The 17,146-nt window shown below is 32.3% G+C and carries 12 protein-coding genes; 2 read left to right on the forward strand and 10 right to left on the reverse strand.

What is annotated here, in order from left to right:
• Positions 1–4 precede the first annotated feature (4 nt).
• The 8 genes from ACOYLT_RS06080 to polA all read right to left on the reverse strand — a co-directional run bounded on the left by ACOYLT_RS06080 (position 5) and on the right by polA (position 11,301).
• Positions 5–1,465, reverse strand: coding sequence for an aryl-sulfate sulfotransferase (locus tag ACOYLT_RS06080; protein WP_422852970.1), 1,461 nt, complete (start codon positions 1,463–1,465; stop codon positions 5–7).
• Complete coding sequence (locus ACOYLT_RS06085) at positions 1,462–2,619, reverse strand: hypothetical protein (RefSeq protein WP_422852971.1); 1,158 nt, start codon at positions 2,617–2,619, stop codon at positions 1,462–1,464. The genes ACOYLT_RS06080 and ACOYLT_RS06085 overlap by 4 nt, the downstream gene beginning before the upstream one ends.
• 107 nt (positions 2,620–2,726) lie before the next feature.
• The gene (locus ACOYLT_RS06090) at positions 2,727–3,848 is read right to left on the reverse strand and encodes a hypothetical protein (protein WP_422852972.1); all 1,122 of its coding nucleotides are present in this window, start codon (positions 3,846–3,848) and stop codon (positions 2,727–2,729) included.
• Between the two features lie 3 nt (positions 3,849–3,851).
• Complete coding sequence (locus tag ACOYLT_RS06095) at positions 3,852–5,222, reverse strand: B12-binding domain-containing radical SAM protein (protein WP_422852973.1); 1,371 nt, start codon at positions 5,220–5,222, stop codon at positions 3,852–3,854.
• Positions 5,219–5,995, reverse strand: a complete 777-nt coding sequence (locus ACOYLT_RS06100) for a class I SAM-dependent methyltransferase (RefSeq protein WP_422852974.1) — start codon at positions 5,993–5,995, stop codon at positions 5,219–5,221. The genes ACOYLT_RS06095 and ACOYLT_RS06100 overlap by 4 nt, the downstream gene beginning before the upstream one ends.
• Position 5,996: 1 nt before the next feature.
• Entirely contained in the window at positions 5,997–7,442 is a 1,446-nt protein-coding gene (locus ACOYLT_RS06105) for a B12-binding domain-containing radical SAM protein (RefSeq protein WP_422852975.1), read from the reverse strand.
• Positions 7,435–8,319: a nucleotidyltransferase domain-containing protein gene (locus ACOYLT_RS06110; protein WP_422852976.1), complete on the reverse strand. Its 885-nt coding sequence runs from the start codon at positions 8,317–8,319 to the stop codon at positions 7,435–7,437. The genes ACOYLT_RS06105 and ACOYLT_RS06110 overlap by 8 nt, the downstream gene beginning before the upstream one ends.
• Positions 8,320–8,445: 126 nt before the next feature.
• Positions 8,446–11,301, reverse strand: a complete 2,856-nt coding sequence (gene polA, locus ACOYLT_RS06115; RefSeq protein WP_422852977.1) for a DNA polymerase I — start codon at positions 11,299–11,301, stop codon at positions 8,446–8,448.
• Between the two features lie 128 nt (positions 11,302–11,429).
• Between polA and ACOYLT_RS06120 the strand changes: the two genes are divergently transcribed.
• Complete coding sequence (locus tag ACOYLT_RS06120) at positions 11,430–12,665, forward strand: metallophosphoesterase (protein WP_422852978.1); 1,236 nt, start codon at positions 11,430–11,432, stop codon at positions 12,663–12,665.
• A gap of 75 nt (positions 12,666–12,740) precedes the next feature.
• A complete protein-coding gene (locus ACOYLT_RS06125; protein WP_422852979.1) occupies positions 12,741–13,037 on the forward strand; it encodes a thioredoxin family protein in 297 nt (98 codons plus the stop codon).
• On the opposite strand, the gene ACOYLT_RS06130 is transcribed toward ACOYLT_RS06125, so the two are convergent.
• Entirely contained in the window at positions 13,034–13,669 is a 636-nt protein-coding gene (locus ACOYLT_RS06130; RefSeq protein WP_422852981.1) for a polysaccharide deacetylase family protein, read from the reverse strand. The genes ACOYLT_RS06125 and ACOYLT_RS06130 overlap by 4 nt on opposite strands.
• Positions 13,670–13,783: 114 nt before the next feature.
• Entirely contained in the window at positions 13,784–17,062 is a 3,279-nt protein-coding gene (locus tag ACOYLT_RS06135) for a DUF2723 domain-containing protein (protein WP_422852980.1), read from the reverse strand.
• Positions 17,063–17,146: the final 84 nt, after the last annotated feature.

A 17,146-nucleotide genomic window follows, 5' to 3' on the forward strand; every position in this document is an offset into this window, starting at 1 on the left:
ATCATTAAAAACTGATATTATATTTTAAAGCTCTGTAAGAATATGTAAAACTATTAGGATTGTTACTAAAACTCATGTCTAAAACTATATTTCCGTTTGCATTTACTTCTGTTATGTCTGATTTATTAGCATTTACTTGTGATGTAATATTACCACCCCAACCGATAAAATAATTACCGTTTTGGAGTTTTTGAGCTGAACCCATGATATCAAAATACCTTCCAATTTCAGTGTATTGGTTTACAATTGTGGCTGTAAAATTGTTTTCGTCAATAGCAAACTCAACAAGTCTGGATTGTTTTGGTATTTTGGTAACTCCATTATCGAAAAGCAACAAATTTCCATTGGTTAAAATAGTTGCATGATGTGGATGAGATATAATTTTATTTTCTGTTAAATTAAAATCATCATTACTTCCGCCAAATCGCCACATAATTTGACCTGAAGTTCTGTTGATTTTATAAATCTGATTCATATGTCTTGCTGAAACAATAAAATTATTATCATTTGGATCAATAGTAATCGAATTAAAATGAAAATAATCAACTTTAGGTCTTGTTGCAAATTGATTATAGTAAATAGGATCGGTATGTTGTAAAAATTCCGGAAAATTGGCGCTATTCCATTCAAAAATCACTTGGCCGTTTACTATTTCTTGAAAGGCAAAATCAATTAACTCAACGGAGTTTGCACCACCATAAGCATTCATATTTACACCAGGCCTATTAACATAAGCAGGTAAAATATAATGATAGTCATTAAAGTAAACAAAGTCGTGATTATCCGTTCTAATGGCGCCATGTCCATTATTTGGTAGTAATTCTAATTGTTTGATCTCGTTAAAATTTTCATCCATAACAATAATTTTGCCTAAAGTATTGTCGTTATAAGAATATCTTTTTTGGTTTGTATTTGTTTCAAAATATTTAAAATTAACAATCTGATTATTCGATTTTTTATAATAAACCGGAAAACCGTCGTTGTTAAGAATAGCTATGTAATTGGTAGAATTTGGATTTGAATTTGAAAGATGAAACTGATTTATAAAAATATATCCATCAGAAGGATTATTCTTTGTAATTACATTTATTTTAGGCATGTCTGATGGCAAATAGTGAATCGTATATTTGGTAGAAGTTTCATTATTTTTCCCCGATTGAATAACAATATCATCACCAATGTTCAATTTCAAACTTGTAATTTTGTTTTGCACTCTTACGCCGTTGATGTATATTTTTTTTGAATGATCATAATCATTCAGAGTGATTTGAATGTTTTTCAAAGTGTTCAATGATGTAATAAAATAGTCTTTTGTCTCAGGGTTAAATTCGGGATAAATTGAACCTGTAGAGATTTCAATAGAGCTTAATGTAGTATCTGTAATGTCATCTTCGGAACAAGAATGGCACATCACAACAACTAATAATAATAAAAAACTCTTGTATAAATTAATGTATTTTTTCATATAATTTTTTTTGATTTGAATAAAAACATAATAACCAATTGTGCAATAGCTCCTCCGATAAGATTTTCTATTATTCCAAAATGAACTTTCAACAGCATAAAAGATAACATCCAATTACAAATGGTGCCAATAAATAAAAATAGAACTACTCGCTTTTCTTTGTGCTGTTTAAACAAACTAATAATTTCTATTCCATATACATACGACGGGAAAACATATAAAAAAGCAACAAAATAAAACCAAATAGTGAGTTTTAAGTTCAAAAAATAGTGTAGTATTCCATAAACAAAAAGCAGAGAAATAGGAACTATAATCAGTCCGATTACCGCTAAGACTTTTTTAGTTTTTTCGATTGTAAAGTAGGAGTTTCTATAAATATTTTTAGTAAATGGTGTGTAAATAAAAGTACTAATAGACATAATAAAAACCAATAAACCATTAATTATTTGGTAATCAGAAGTCGCAGTTTTGTTGTCGAATTGTTCAATAATGTACACATCAATTTTGGAAGCTAAAAAGCCAAAAATAGACAATAATAAAAACCAAATACTATTTTTATAATAAGTAAAATTAAAGCTTGTATTTAACGAAAAAGTGTCTTTAAAAAAAAGCAGATAGCAAATTCCTTTATTAAGCTGATAAAAACTATACACAATTAATAATTTTTCTAAGTTTATTGCTGATGATAGGCTGTAAAACAAAATAACAAAAATCAAGAAGCAACACAATTCTATTATTGATGAAACATTGAATTTTTTCTCATAAACAACTAACACTTCATAGGAATGAATTAAAAATCTCCCCAAAATCCAAATGGTTAGATAGCATCCAGATTCAATTCCAAAAAAGAAAAACCCAACTAATGAAAAGAGTAAAACTAAAGGGAATCGAGTTAGCAGAATAGAAGAAAAATCTACTTTAATTGTACTCGGAGTCTCACTGAATTTCCGCAATAAATATTCTTTATTCCCCCAGTTGATGATTTGTGTCACCAACAAAGAATACAATAATAGTGATACAAATTCTCCCCAAATTTCTTTAGAAAGATGTTGAACGACCATGAAAGGAATTACCATATTAAACACTGAAAGCAAGACTTGTCGCAAAGTGTTAATCGAAATGATACTTATTATATTTGTGGATTTATTTTTCAATGAAGCGTTCTTTTTCTTTAGGTATAAAATCTAATGTCACTATTCTCGTCTGAAAGATAAAGGATGCCGCATTATAAGCTAGCAGTAAGACGATTATTTTTTTATTGTTAATCATTCAAATGATTGACTTCCGTTGTTGATGTTTCTCTTACTGAACTCGAAACCGTTAGTCCGGCAAAAGGAGCTAATGCTTCCACTTCATTGCGATTGTACAGATTTCCCAGAAAAGGGAATTCATCATAAACATGCTTCGGCAAGCCCGAAAGCAGATTTTGAACTTGATCCAAAGGCATACTCCATTCTTCACTCAAGCGCTCAGCTGATGGTTCCATAAAAGAAATATAAAGTAATTCCGTTAAAGTGTGTTGTTGTGTTTGCGAAAAATCGACACCATTGGTCAAGGCTAATTTTTGGACTCTGTTGCTTTCTCGGTAACCAATTAGATTACTTTGGAAATTGGCATACGTTAAATAACCCGAATAATCATTTTGTGGAGTAAACATTTGGTTAATTGTTGACTCATGACACCACAAGCATTTGGCGGGTTTCCCGGCATTAGAATGCGCTGCATCGGCGCTGTTTTTTCGGTTGCCGTTGACATCAAAAATCCCGAAGCGCAATTGTCCGTTGGGCAACAACTCTATGGTTTCATATTCGTAAATTTCACCCGAAACCGGATCAACTTCTTCCGATAAAAAGACCTGATTGAAGCCGTTTTGTTCCGAAAATTGAATAATGCGATGCTCTAAAGAAACACTCGAATTATTGATATAGCCTTTTTGTGGCAGCAAGGTATATTGGTTTAAAATTTTGGCTAAGGTATTCGGCGTGCCAATGATTTCATAATAATGCTCTGAAGCACCAATCAGTAAGGTCACAAATCGCCCTAAATCGACAGTAGTGTTGTTTTGGTATTCGGATGTGTTTTTGATTTTGGCTAACAATTTTAAAAGATTTTGTTGTGCACTTTCCGAGAAACCTAATTTTTTTATGTCAATAGTTATAGTGGAACTTGTGGTTGAAAAACCGCTGTTTGAACTCGGTAAAGTAGCGCCAACATAAGACAAAGCCCACTTTAAACCAATCAATGATTTGTCTATAGAATCGTCAGCATAGGCTTTGTTCCATTTTAAATTAATCTTTGTTTCGGTCCTAATTAAATCGGAATAAGAATCTTGCTCGTATGAAAAGGATACTAACAAACACAATAGAAATAGTCCTTTTTTCATGTTTTATTTGTATAATTTCATTAATCCTGTTGCCAAAATCGATTTGGTTTTCAATTTGAACGCTTTCCAACTTGTTTTCGAAATTGCTCTGTGAAACTCGACTTCGTTCACCACTTTTTTTACGGCATAATTATAATATTTTCGGCTGTAAGTTCTCTTGAAATCAATATCCCTATCGGTTGATGTTTCCCAATTTGGACGAATCGTTATATCGTCTTCAATTTCATTATAAAGTGAAGTTCCTTTTATTGGATAAGCAATTGTTATCGTGTAGTGCGTAGGATTTGCCTCTTTTAAATACTGAACCGTAGTATGTATATCTTCTTCTGTTTCGCCAGGATAGCCGAGCATTATGAATGTCCCGGTTTCAATTCCTAAAGCATTCGTATCTTGAATCATTTTCTTAACATGATTTACATCGACACGACGATCCATCAAATCAATGATTTTTTGCGAACCACTCTCCGCACCAATCCAAATCCTGAAACATCCAGCTTCTTTCAAAAGCTGCAGGATTTCGTCGTTCAATCTTTCGGCTCGGGTAATGCATTCAAAGGGTATTTGAGCATTTTGTTTCACTACTTCTTCGTGAAAGGCAGTTAGCCATTTGTGACTTATTGTAAACACATCATCCACAAACCATATCGCGTCTGGATTGTATGTGTCTTTTAGCATTTTCATTTCTTGAGCCACTAAATTGGCTGGACGCCTTCTATAACTTTGTCCATAAACTGCAGTACTACACCATTTGCAAGTATAGGGACAACCACGTTGGGTAGAAATCGTCATTGAACTTTTCCCGTGATTATTTTTCCATGTTTCTAGATACTTTAGCATAGAAATAGCTTCTCTATTTGGCAAAGGCAATTCGTCTAATTCTCTGAATTTGGCTCGGGCTTCTGTTTGAATAATTTGCTCATTCTCAATAAATGAAATGCCGTTTATATCATGAAAATTTCCATTATTCCTAATAGCATTATATAATTCGAATGTTGTTTCTTCTCCTTCGCCAATCACTAAAAAATCTGCTCCAGTTTTAAGATAATTTTCAATATTATAGGTTACATCTGGTCCTCCAAGAATAATTGTAGGATATCCAAATTGCTCTGTTTTTAGGATTTTAATCAATTTAACCACTTCAATTTTAGTCATCAAATTGGTATATATGCAAATGATCTTGGGTTTTTTGTCTAAAATGAAAGTAAGCTGTTCTTCTTTAGTATAAAAGGTACTATCAAAAACGGTATTGGGAATATTTTTGCTTAATAAGTAGGCAGACACATATAACAATCCTAAAGGAGGATAGGGTTTCATTATCTTTTGTTCTTTTGGATCATCCGATAAATAATAAGCGTGTGTAAATAAAATACTCATTTTTTTTCTAAAATAATTAAATAATGATCAGCATATTTTGATAACCACGATTGATGGGTAATTTTTTTTTCTAAGGTATTTAAAAACGAAATTAGTTTGGGCTTATTATGAAAAAAAGATTCTAAATAAGATGGCGGAACAAAAAAACCAATGGGTTTTGTTTCTAAAATTTTAAAATCATGGCTGGATAATGTTAAAATGTCTTCCGGATTATAATAATATGTTGTAACTTTTTTTCCATCCACATTGGCAATAGCATTTTTTTTTCTTCTTCTGAAGGCATTTTTAAAATCCAATTTCATTACAAAAAACAATTGTTCCCAAAGAGTGTTTTTTGGCATAATTACCAAAGCGAGTTTTCCATTATCGGAAAGTAAATATTGGGAAGAGTTGAAAAACTGTGTCAATTCAGATTTCGATAAACAATTTAAACCTCCGAAATTTGAAAAGATCAGATCAAATTTTTCATTTGAAAACTGATTTTTAATTTCATTTATATCAGTCTGGATGAAATTCAAATTATTTAAATTTGATTTTGATTTCCCAATTTCAATCATCTGACTCGAAATATCCGTTGCAGTTACTACAATATTTTTTTGAGCCAACCAAATTGCATCTTCGCCTGTTCCGCAATTAATTTCAAGTAGGGTTTTAACAGAATTTAATTTTTTTGAAACATGGAAATAAACCCGATTGCGTTGCAGTTTTCCTATTACCGAATGAGTAAAAGTGGTATCATAATTTGTTGCTGCTTTGTCAAAACTAGCTTCCATTTTACTGGAGTTTTTTTAACAAAATTGAATCTAAAAAGGCACTCGGAATATAATAACCCAACTTTAAAATAGATGTTACTTTTTTAGCAGAAAAAGGATAGGAAAGCAACTGTTTTAAATTCTCAATTCCTTGTGTTTTTCTGAATTCTTTATGAACAAATCGTTGCAATTTTCGGTAGTAATTTGAATGGTAAGTTCCATTGAACATCATTTCAAAATCGTCCGAGTCTGTCCAATTGGCTTTGAGCTTTAAATCGGCTTTAACTTTCTCGTAAAATATAGTTCCAGGTAAAGGATACGAAACCGATATGCCAATGTTGTCAGGTTTTAGTTCTTTTACCATTGCAATTGTCTTTTGAATATCTTCTTGGTTTTCGTTAAGATAACCAAATTGTAAAAAGAAGGCAATCTTAATTTTTTTCTCTTTTAATAATTGAGTTGCTTTGTAAATTTGATCAACAGTTATTCCTTTATCCATAGCATCAAGAATTTTTTGCGAAGCACTTTCTGCACCAACCCAAACTTCTTCTAAACCAGATTCTGCCAAAGCATCAATCGTATCTTCTTTTAATAACAAATCAACCCGACTTTGGATAAAATAGCTAATTTTTAAATTTTTATCTTTTAAAATCGAATTAAATTCTTGCACCCAATTGGGTTTTAAACCGAAAATATCGTCGCACATCCAAAATCTAGTGACTCCAAACAGTTCTTTTAAAAATACCATTTGATTAACTATGTATTCTGGTGAATGAGCATTATATCGATTGCCATAAATAGGTTTTGCGCACCAATTGCATTTGTATGGACATCCGCGAGTTGTAGCAATGTTTAGGGAGAATTCTTGACCGCTATGTTTCCAAATCTTTTTATAGGAATCTATCGCAATCAAATCCCAAGCAGGCATTGGTAATTCGTCTAAATTAGCTGAAACAGATCGCTTTGAATTGATTTGAATTTCATCAACATTTTTATAAACTATTCCAGTAATATTCTCTAAAGATGCTTTATTTTCGATGGAATTAATTAATTCTAAAAGTGTAATTTCACCCTCCCCTTGAATTATGAAATCAGCGCCTTTTTCAATATATTCAGCATAATGGTCTGTAGCATCTGAACTGGAAACAATTACAATACTGTTATGTATTTTTCCTAACCGAATCATTTCAAAACATGCTTCACGCATATTAGTCAAGCACATTTTGGTTAAATAATTAAAACCATCGTCATAAATAACTAAATAACTTGGTTTTTTTTCCTCTAAAACGGATGCAATAGATAAAGCATTATTCAACAAATTAGTATCAAAAAGCGAAACATTATAATTGTTCTTTCTCAATAAAGCTGCTGCATACAAAGTTCCCAAAGGCGGAAAAGGCATTTTGTTTTTCCATTGCTTTGGGTCGAGAGGATAATAATAGGAATGCGAAAAAAGTATGTTAGACATGTTCTTTTGGAACTACGATGTTATAATTTAGTTGAACTTCATCCAATTTAGAATTCAAAGATAAGATAACTTTTTTTTGAAAGTGCAAAGGATGATGTTTTGAGATGTTTTTGGTTGATTTTAGTGCTAATTTAAAATCTTCTTCATTCATGAAGTTAAATTTAGCTTTCCATTTTCGAATTGTAATTGATTTGAACAAATCATCAAAAATAATTCCGATGTTAGTATTGAGAACCAACTCTATTACTTTACTAATAATAGGTTTGTTTATTTCATTGACGCTTTTTATATCGTAGCTAAATTTCGAAAAATAATCATTAATAACCCAAGTGTTATTTTGATAAAATGTTTTGAAAGCGGTTCTTCCTTCCATCGGAATCAATGTTTTTAATTCAGTAGCCGTAAATAAATTTTTTTCTTCTATTTCAAGCTGATTGGCAGAAATAAAATAATTCACACAAAAATGTTTTCTTGAATTAAAGAGAAATATTTTTTTATAAAGTATTAATAGCGTTCTACAAATCCACAATTTGTTTGGAGTTGTGATTAAAAAGAAATCAATATCGCTTTCATTGTCATAATAACCTTTCGATAAAGAACCAGACACTCCAACGGCTTCTACATAAGGAAATTTTGAAATTAATTTAGCTTGTTCTTTAGCTTTGATAATGGCTTTATTTGCTTGAAGATTACCTTTTAATCTTTTTTTTACACTTTCTGAATCATCGGCATAAACATAAAAGTCATCCGTTTTAGAAATTATTTTTTCTTCAATCAAATAGTCTAATTCTTTTAAAGTTTCATTTATTTCAAAATGATTAGTATAACCATAAATTTCTTCTATTTTCAGAGGATATCTAAAAATAGAAAAGTACAATATTGTTTTTAGGCTCTCCAAAAGGTATTGTTTATTTTGATTTGTATGATTTAGTTCAACCTATTAGTTGAACAAATGTAAAATAAATACGTTTATCTAATTAAATTTGCTTTGCAATAAGAAACTTTAATGCGCTTCTAGCCAATTTTTCCCGACACCAATTTCAACATCTAAAGGAACATCTAACTTAATAGCATTTTCCATTTCATGTTTAATCATCGGCTTTATTTTTTCTAATTCCGAAAGGTGAACATCAAAAACCAATTCATCATGCACTTGCAACAACATTTTCGATTTCCAGTTTTCTGAAGTTAGTTTTTTGTAAATATTTATCATCGCAATTTTGATAATATCCGCTGCACTTCCTTGAATAGGTGCGTTTACAGCATTTCTTTCAGCACCACTTCTCACCACAGCATTTGCCGAATTTATATCTTTCAAATAACGTCTTCTACCCAAAACAGTTTGAACGTAACCATTTTCTCTTGCAAAATCTACTTGTTCTGACATGTATGATTTTAATTTAGGATACGTTGCATAGTAAGCATCGATTAACTCGGCACTTTCTTTTCTTGAAAGCGATGTTTGATTACTCAAACCAAAAGCAGAAACCCCATAAATAATTCCAAAATTCACAGTTTTGGCATTGCTACGTTGTGCTGCCGTAACTTCTTCTATTGGCACATTAAACACTTTTGCCGCTGTGCTTCTATGAATATCTTCATTGTTTTGAAATGCTTTAATCATATTTTCTTCACCTGACAGTGCTGCGATGATTCGTAACTCTATTTGAGAATAATCGGCTGAAAGCAAAGCATAATTTTCATCTCTTGCTACAAAGGCCTTTCTTATTAATCGTCCCCGCTCAGTGCGAATTGGAATATTTTGAAGGTTTGGATTATTAGAACTTAATCTGCCCGTAGCAGCAACTGTTTGCATATAATCAGTATGAACACGCTTGGTTTTTGCATCAACTTGGTTTGGCAAAGCGTCAATATAAGTGCTTTGTAGTTTTACCATTTGTCGCCATTCAAGTATGTCTTTTACAATCGGATTATCATTTGCCAAATAAGACAAAACTTCTTCGCCAGTAGCATATTGACCTGTTTTGGTTTTCTTTTGTTTGGTTCCGCCAATTTTCAGTTTATCAAATAAAATATCACCTAATTGTTTTGGTGAAGCCAAATTGAATTTCTCCCCAGCAGTTTCGTATATTTTTTGTTCGAATTCAGAACTTTCTTTTGCCATTTCCACTGACATTTCTTTCAAGAAAGGAACATCAAGATTGATGCCTTCCAATTCCATTGCTGCCAAAACTGGAATTAACGGAATTTCGATTTCCTCAAAAAGTTTTTTAGTTTCGGCTTTATCTAATATAGGACTGAAAACTTCCTTTAATTGAAATGTAACATCAGCATCTTCGGCAGCATATTCTTTGATCTCTTCCAAGGACACATCACGCATCGATAATTGGTTTTTACCTTTCTTCCCAATTAATGTTTCAATAGATTTTGGCGAATATTTTAAATAGGTTTCACTCAATACATCCATATTGTGACGCATGTCAGGATTTATCAAGTAATGAGCAATCATGGTGTCAAATAATTTTCCTTTTACTTGTATGCCATAATTTGATAAAATTTTCAAATCATATTTTATGTTTTGACCAATTTTTTCAATGGCTTCGTTCTCAAAAAATGGTTTGAATTTATTGGCCATTATTTGTGCCTCTTCTTGATTTTCAGGAAATGGAATATAGAAACCTTTTCCTTTTTCATAGGAGAATGACAACCCGACAATTTCAGCATGAAGTGTATTAATCCCTGTGGTTTCAGTATCAAAACAGACTGATTTTTGATTCATCAAATTTTGTATAAATAACTTGGTGGGCAAATCTCCTTGAATGATTTGATAGTGATGTTCTGTTGTTTCTAACGTAGCATAATATGAATTGTGTTTTGGTTCGTCATTTTCTTCATCAGTAAAACCAAATAAATCGAATTGCTCTTCATTTGATTTTTTAGCAACAGGTTTTTTTATGGGTTGAGGCGTTTCACTTTCAGCACTATTATTGTCAATTTCGTCATAATCTTTTCCTGTTCCAAATAATTTATCAAACTGTGCTTTCATTTGTCGAAATTCTAGTTCCTGAAATAAAGCGTCGGTTTTCTCCACATCGGGTTTTGATAATTCGAAATCTGCGGCATCAAAAGTTACTGGACAATCTAACAGAATTCGAGCCAATTTTTTTGATAGAATCCCCAATTCTTTATTGTTTTCTATTTTGTCTTTCAGCGTGCCTTTAAGTTTATCAGTATTTTCCAAAAGGTTTTCCATGCTGCCAAATTCTTTTAATAATTTCTTAGCAGTAACTTCTCCAACGCCAGGAAAACCAGGAATATTATCGGCAGAATCGCCCATCATTCCTAGAAAATCAATTACTTGTTCTGGTCTTTCTATTTCAAATTTTTTCAAGACTTCTGGAATGCCCCATATTTCAATATCGTTGCCCATACGAGCCGGTTTATACATAAAAATATTTTCGGAAACCAATTGTGCAAAATCTTTATCAGGGGTCACCATAAAAACTTGATAACCTTCTTTTTCAGCTTGTTTAGCCAGTGTTCCTATTAAATCATCGGCTTCAAAACCTGCTTTTTCCATAATAGGAATGTGCATGGCTTTTAATAGTTCTTGTATGTATGGAACTGCAATCTTGATGGCTTCAGGAGTTTCATCGCGATGTGCTTTATATTCCTGGTACATTTCATAACGGTAATCACTTCCGCCTTTATCAAAAGCAACTGCTAAATGATCTGGTTTCTCTCTTTTTATTACTTCCATCAAAGAATTCATAAATCCCATAATGGCTGAAGTATCCATGCCTTTTGAATTAATTCGAGGATTTTTGATAAAAGCATAGTAACCGCGAAAAATTAATGCATAGGCATCAAGAAGGAAAAGACGTTTTTGTGTTGACATATTCTAAAAATTATGAATTGTAAAAGTAAAGAAACTTTAAGTTATAGCGAAGCGAAATATTTAGTTAAAAATAAATTAAATGAAAGCAAAATTAGATTGGTTTCTTTGTTTCTTTGTGAAAAAAAATAATGGTTCTTCGTTGGTTAATTCTAATAATAATTATTGCTGTTGTAGAGTTCTATTCTTTTCAAGCATTTAAGACAATTACAAAATTAAAATGGGTTCTAATAACCTATCAACTAGTATCTTTAGCAGGAATTATTTTCATAATATATCAATTCACAAAATTTGATAGAAGTGTTGGACAAACCAAACAGACTCTTTTCACCTTTGGGCTATTGTTATTAGTCTTAGTCCCTAAATTAATTTTAACTTTTTTCTTGCTGTTAGAAGACATTTCAAGAGTTTTTCTTGGAACGATTACTCATTTTATGGGTGATAATGACAACGGGAAATTTTTGCCTGAAAGAAGAAAATTTGTAAGTCAAATAGCTCTTGGGATAGCTTCCATTCCGTTTTTGAGTTTGATATATGGAATGACAAAAGGCAAATACAATTACAAAGTTATTCATCAAACGCTTTTTTTTCCTGATTTACCCGATGCTTTTGATGGATTTAAAATCACTCAAATTTCCGATATACACAGTGGGAGTTTTGATGATGCCGAAAAAATAAATCACGCTATTGATTTGATAAATGAACAAAAAACAGACCTGATTTTATTTACAGGCGATATCGTAAATACGCATGCCAAAGAAATGCATCCTTGGATTGACACTTTCAATAAAATTGATGCTCATAAATATGGAAAATATGCCGTGCTTGGCAATCATGATTATGGCGAATATGTGACATGGCCCTCTCAAAAAGCCAAAGATGAAAATTTTCAAGCCATTAAAGATTTATATGGTCAAATAGGTTTTCAATTATTATTAAACGAACATGTGAAAATCAAAAAAGGCAATGACGAAATAGTATTGGTAGGGGTTGAAAACTGGGGGCATAACTTCAAGCAAGCTGGAGATGTTGCTAAAGCCTCTGAGAATCTAAAATCTGAAGATTTTAAAATTTTGATGAGTCATGATCCAAGCCATTGGGAATATGAGATAAAAAACCATCCAAAGAATTTCCAATTTACACTATCAGGTCACACGCATGGATTTCAATTTGGCATAGAAATTCCTGGAGTTTTCAAATGGAGTCCGGTGCAATATGTTTACAAACAATGGGCAGGATTGTATGAGGAATTTGGTAGAAAAATATATGTAAATCGTGGTTTTGGGTTCCATGCTTATCCTGGGCGTGTTGGAATTTGGCCAGAAATCTCAGTTTTCGAACTAAAAAAGGGCAAAAATGTCGTATAATTAGTTAAAAGTACTACATTTGTCTTTTAATAGTTCTTTTTAATTACTAAAAGAAAGTAAAAATATTTTGGTTTTATGTCAAAATTTGGAGAATTAATCAATGCTCAAGTACCTGTGTTAATTGATTTTTACACAGAATGGAATGAATCTTCAGTATCCATGCATCCTGTAATTAGAGATGTTGCAGCAGCACTTGGCGATAAAGCAAAAGTGATAAAAATTGATGTAGATAAAAATCAAGAATTGGCAGATGCATTGCGCATTAAAGGATTACCGACCTTGATGATTTACAAAGAAGGCAATATGGTTTGGAGACAATCCGGAGAATTAGACGCTAACACGCTAATAGGAATTGTTCAAGACCAGATTTAGTCAATTTTATCACAAATAAATCCTCTCTCTTTTAAGAAAGTTAATGTTTTTGGCAAAACATATTCTAAATTGTTCCAAGCTTTATTACTGTCGTGAAAAACAATAATGCTTCCACTTTCAATATGCTGCAAAACATTATCAAGGCATTTTTCTCGTGTGATTTTTTTATCAAAATCATAACTCAACACATCCCACATAATTATTTTATATCCTAATTTTCGTAACCTTTTAGATTGTGATGGTTTTATTTTTCCGTAAGGAGGACGGAATAGATTTGGGATTTGGGATTTGGGATTTAGGATTTCAGATTGACAACGTTGAGTATTTTCAATATATTCTTCTGTAGAAGTTTTCCAGCCATTCAAATGATTGAAGGTATGATTGCCTATGGCATGTCCTTCGGCTATTATCTTCTTGAAAATCTCAGGATGCTTTTCAATATTGTTGCCAATACAAAAAAAAGTCGCTTTAGAGTCATATTGTCTAAGTTGTTCTAAAACCCATTCGGTGATTGCTGGCGTTGGTCCATCGTCAAAAGTGAGAAATACCTTTTTGGCATCATTTGGAATAGCCCAAACATACTTTGGAAAAAGCAACTTTATAAAACGATTTGTTTTAGCCCAAAAACTCATAGTGTAAATATAATAATAAAAAAATGTGCCAATATGAATTTTCAAATTGACACATTTTCACCCGAGGCTCAGCCGAATTGTATGGAGCGTAGCGGAGTAAAATTTTAAATTAAGTTATTCTAATTCTCTTCCAAAACGAGTAAAACGTTGCGCAAAAGAGTTGAAAATAGGTTTGTTTTTGTTATAGAATTCTCTATCTCCTCGGTCTTTCATTACCATCAATAAACTTCTGTAACGTTCAATATCAGTAATAATATCAGAGGCAATTCCATCTTGAACAGAAGGTTGAATGCCTGTGTAATAGAGTAAACTTTGTTTGTACTTGGTCATTAATTTTTCTAACAATTGTCTGGCTTTTGCTTTTTCGCCCACTTCATAATAACCACCAGCAAAGGGTTCTACCATGGTATAATAACCATAATAATCCATTGGCATTTTCGTTAGCGCTAAGTCAATAATGGTTTTAGCTTTTGCTGTTTTCCCTTCATTGATGAGTTGCTCCATCAATCTTGCCATATTGGTTCTGTAGGAAATACTATTTTTTCTGGTTTCTGGATCATGATAAATAGTGGTCAAATCACCATTCCCCCAAGCCCATTTTGTTACTAAATCATACATTTTATCGCTGTCAATTTGACCCATATCATAAGGGTTTTCTTTGTCAATAGGTGTTTTAAGCGGTACTAATTTATAAACCAATCCATCCAACTGAAGGTAGTCTTTCATCCAAAGATAATCGTCATCGCCAAAACTTCCACCTGTGAAATAAATAGGACGTTTCCAATTATTATTGGCCAAAACGTCCAACATAATTAAACGGTTTTTATACATCGCACTTCCTTTGATGTCCATATCTATATAAGGAACAATAGAGTCATTGTATTTTGGGTTTACCACTTTGTTGGCTATGATGGCATTTTTATCTACAGGAATTCTGATTTTATTTGTGGGATAAAAATGAATGGTTTGCCCGTTTTGTAATTCAATAGTTGATTTTGGGTTTTTGATGAAATTGATAAAGTCTTTAATATCCCAACGTGCTTCTGTTTTTGGAATATGTGCTACATAATCCAATTTATCACCCACATATTCGTTATGAGTAAATGAAATAGGTAATCCTTCAGATTTATAAGTCTTAAATTTCATTTGATCAATATACCAATCAGTCATAAACAGACTTGTGTTTACAATCTTCACATCGGTTCTGATGCCTTGGATTTCTTGCGCATACCAAAGCGGGAAAGTATCATTATCACCAATAGTGTATAGTATGGCATTTGGCTCACAGGATTCTAAATAGTTTTTTGCCATGGCTGTAGCAGTATGTCTATTAGCACGATTGTGATCGTCCCAGTTTTGGCTTGCCATTAAAACGGGAGCTGCTAAAAGACAAGCGCCAATAATAATAGGGCCAACTAATTTAGATTTAAAGTAATCAGAAATGATTTCATAAATAGCATATACTCCAAAACCTATCCAGATAGCAAAAACATAAAACGAACCTACAAGCGCATAATCTCTTTCACGAGGTTCAAACGGTCTTTCGTTTAAGAAAACTTTAAGCGCTATACTTGTAAATAAAAACAAGACTAATAACACATAAAAACTTTTTAAATCTCTTTGAGCATGATACATCAGCCCAATTAAACCAATTAAAAACGGCAAGAAATAATAAACATTTCTTCCTTTATTGTTCTTTACATCGTCAGGAAGATTTTCTTGTGCTCCTTTGCCTAAATGTATTTCATCGATAAACTTAATGCCGCTAATCCAATTCCCGTCTAGGTTATCGTATTTGCCTTGAACATCGTTTTGTCTTCCTACAAAATTCCATAATAAATACCTTCCGTACATATACCCAAATTGGTATTCCACCATAAAGCTGATATTGTCCCAAGTAGATGGTTTTTCAACAGTGAGGTAATCGCTATATTTTTTTAGGAACGAAACATAGTCTTCATTGTCAATTTTATTCTGAGCATATGCCGATTTGAATTCATTAATGTTTTTCTGCATTTCTTCTTTCAATTGGTTTACGGCTTGACCAACTTGTTCTTCACTAAGACTGTCAAGGTTTACGCCATATTGAGCTAAGTCTTCTTCATAGGGATAGTCTTGGTTCAGTTTGAACTTTGGAACACCGGTAAATTGAATATAATTTTCAACGTGTTCTGTACTCCAAAGACGGGGTAAAATTGCCTTTTGAGCGTTATCGCTGTTTTGTTCCGCGTTTTTAAAGTTGTTAACGATAACATATTTCCCTGTTTTATAATCTCTTTCGTAGTTAGGAGCTTTATCAAGATAAGGTTCGTCTTTATCTAGTCCGGCAAAAGTATCGGTATATTGTGGGCCATAAAATAACGGATTCACACCATATTGTTCACGGTTGTAATAGGCCAAAACTTCGGCAGCATCAGAAGGCTTATTTTCGTTGATAACCACATTAGCATTGGCACGAATAGGCAACATCATCCAAGTGGAGAAACCAATGAAAACAAAAAGAACACATAAAATTATGGTGTTCAAAAGCGGTTGTCCTTTTGTTCGAGTATATTTTAATCCAAAATAGAAAAATGCAATCATTAAAAGGGTTGCAATTATAGAACCCGAATTAAAAGGTAATCCAAAATCATTCACCATAAAGATTTCCATTTTTCCGAAGAATGCCAAAGTGTAAGGCAATAATAATTTGAAAATGAAAAGCAATATGGCAACAATTATAATATTTGCTAGAATAAAACTTTTAAAAGTAACGGTTTTGTAATTTTTAAAATAATATAAAAACCCAATAGCAGGAATAGTTAATAGCGCTAAAAAGTGCACACCAAACGAAAGACCGATTAGCAATGAAATTAATAACAACCAACGATTTCCTCTGGGAGAATGCATGTCTTCTTCCCAACGCAATCCCAGCCAAAATAAAATGGCGATAAACAATGATGCCATGGCATACACTTCGGCTTCTACGGCACTAGACCAAAAACTATCTGAGAATGTAAAAGCTAATGAACCCACAAAGGAACTTCCAAGTATAACAATGGCTTTGTTTTTATCTAGCGTTGAATAGGAAGAAACAATTTTTCTTAACACTATAGAGGAGGACCAAAACATAAACAAAATAGTAAACGCGCTGGAGAATACAGACATCATATTTACCATAAGCGCCACAGTTTCTTGGCTCGTGGCAAACATGGCAAAAAACGCTCCTAAAATTTGAAACAAAGGGGCACCTGGCGGATGTCCTACTTCTAATTTGGCTGCAGTTGCAATATATTCTCCACAATCCCAAAAACTCATGGTAGGTTCTACCGTTAATGAAAATGTTATTAAAGCAATGGTAAATGCTGTCCATCCTAGGATGGTATTCCATTTGTTGAAGTTAAAATTCATCATATACTATGAAATGAAAGGGTTTTATTTTGATGGTACAAAGAAACTATTTTTTTTAACGCAATTAAACGGGCACGAACAAATTTT

It is taken from the genome of Flavobacterium sp. (assembly GCF_049318185.1).
Classification (GTDB): domain Bacteria; phylum Bacteroidota; class Bacteroidia; order Flavobacteriales; family Flavobacteriaceae; genus Flavobacterium.

Bases quoted from the DNA above. Each gene is read 5' to 3' on its own strand.
- ACOYLT_RS06080 (WP_422852970.1), bottom strand. From the start codon at position 1,465: ATGAAAAAATACATTAATTTATACAAGAGTTTTTTATTATTATTAGTT.
- ACOYLT_RS06090 (WP_422852972.1), bottom strand. From the start codon at position 3,848: ATGAAAAAAGGACTATTTCTATTGTGTTTGTTAGTATCCTTTTCATAC.
- ACOYLT_RS06095 (WP_422852973.1), bottom strand. From the start codon at position 5,222: ATGAGTATTTTATTTACACACGCTTATTATTTATCGGATGATCCAAAA.
- ACOYLT_RS06100 (WP_422852974.1), bottom strand. From the start codon at position 5,995: ATGGAAGCTAGTTTTGACAAAGCAGCAACAAATTATGATACCACTTTT.
- ACOYLT_RS06105 (WP_422852975.1), bottom strand. From the start codon at position 7,442: ATGTCTAACATACTTTTTTCGCATTCCTATTATTATCCTCTCGACCCA.
- polA (WP_422852977.1), bottom strand. From the start codon at position 11,301: ATGTCAACACAAAAACGTCTTTTCCTTCTTGATGCCTATGCATTAATT.
- ACOYLT_RS06120 (WP_422852978.1), top strand. From the start codon at position 11,430: ATGGTTCTTCGTTGGTTAATTCTAATAATAATTATTGCTGTTGTAGAG.
- ACOYLT_RS06125 (WP_422852979.1), top strand. From the start codon at position 12,741: ATGTCAAAATTTGGAGAATTAATCAATGCTCAAGTACCTGTGTTAATT.
- ACOYLT_RS06130 (WP_422852981.1), bottom strand. From the start codon at position 13,669: ATGAGTTTTTGGGCTAAAACAAATCGTTTTATAAAGTTGCTTTTTCCA.
- ACOYLT_RS06135 (WP_422852980.1), bottom strand. From the start codon at position 17,062: ATGATGAATTTTAACTTCAACAAATGGAATACCATCCTAGGATGGACA.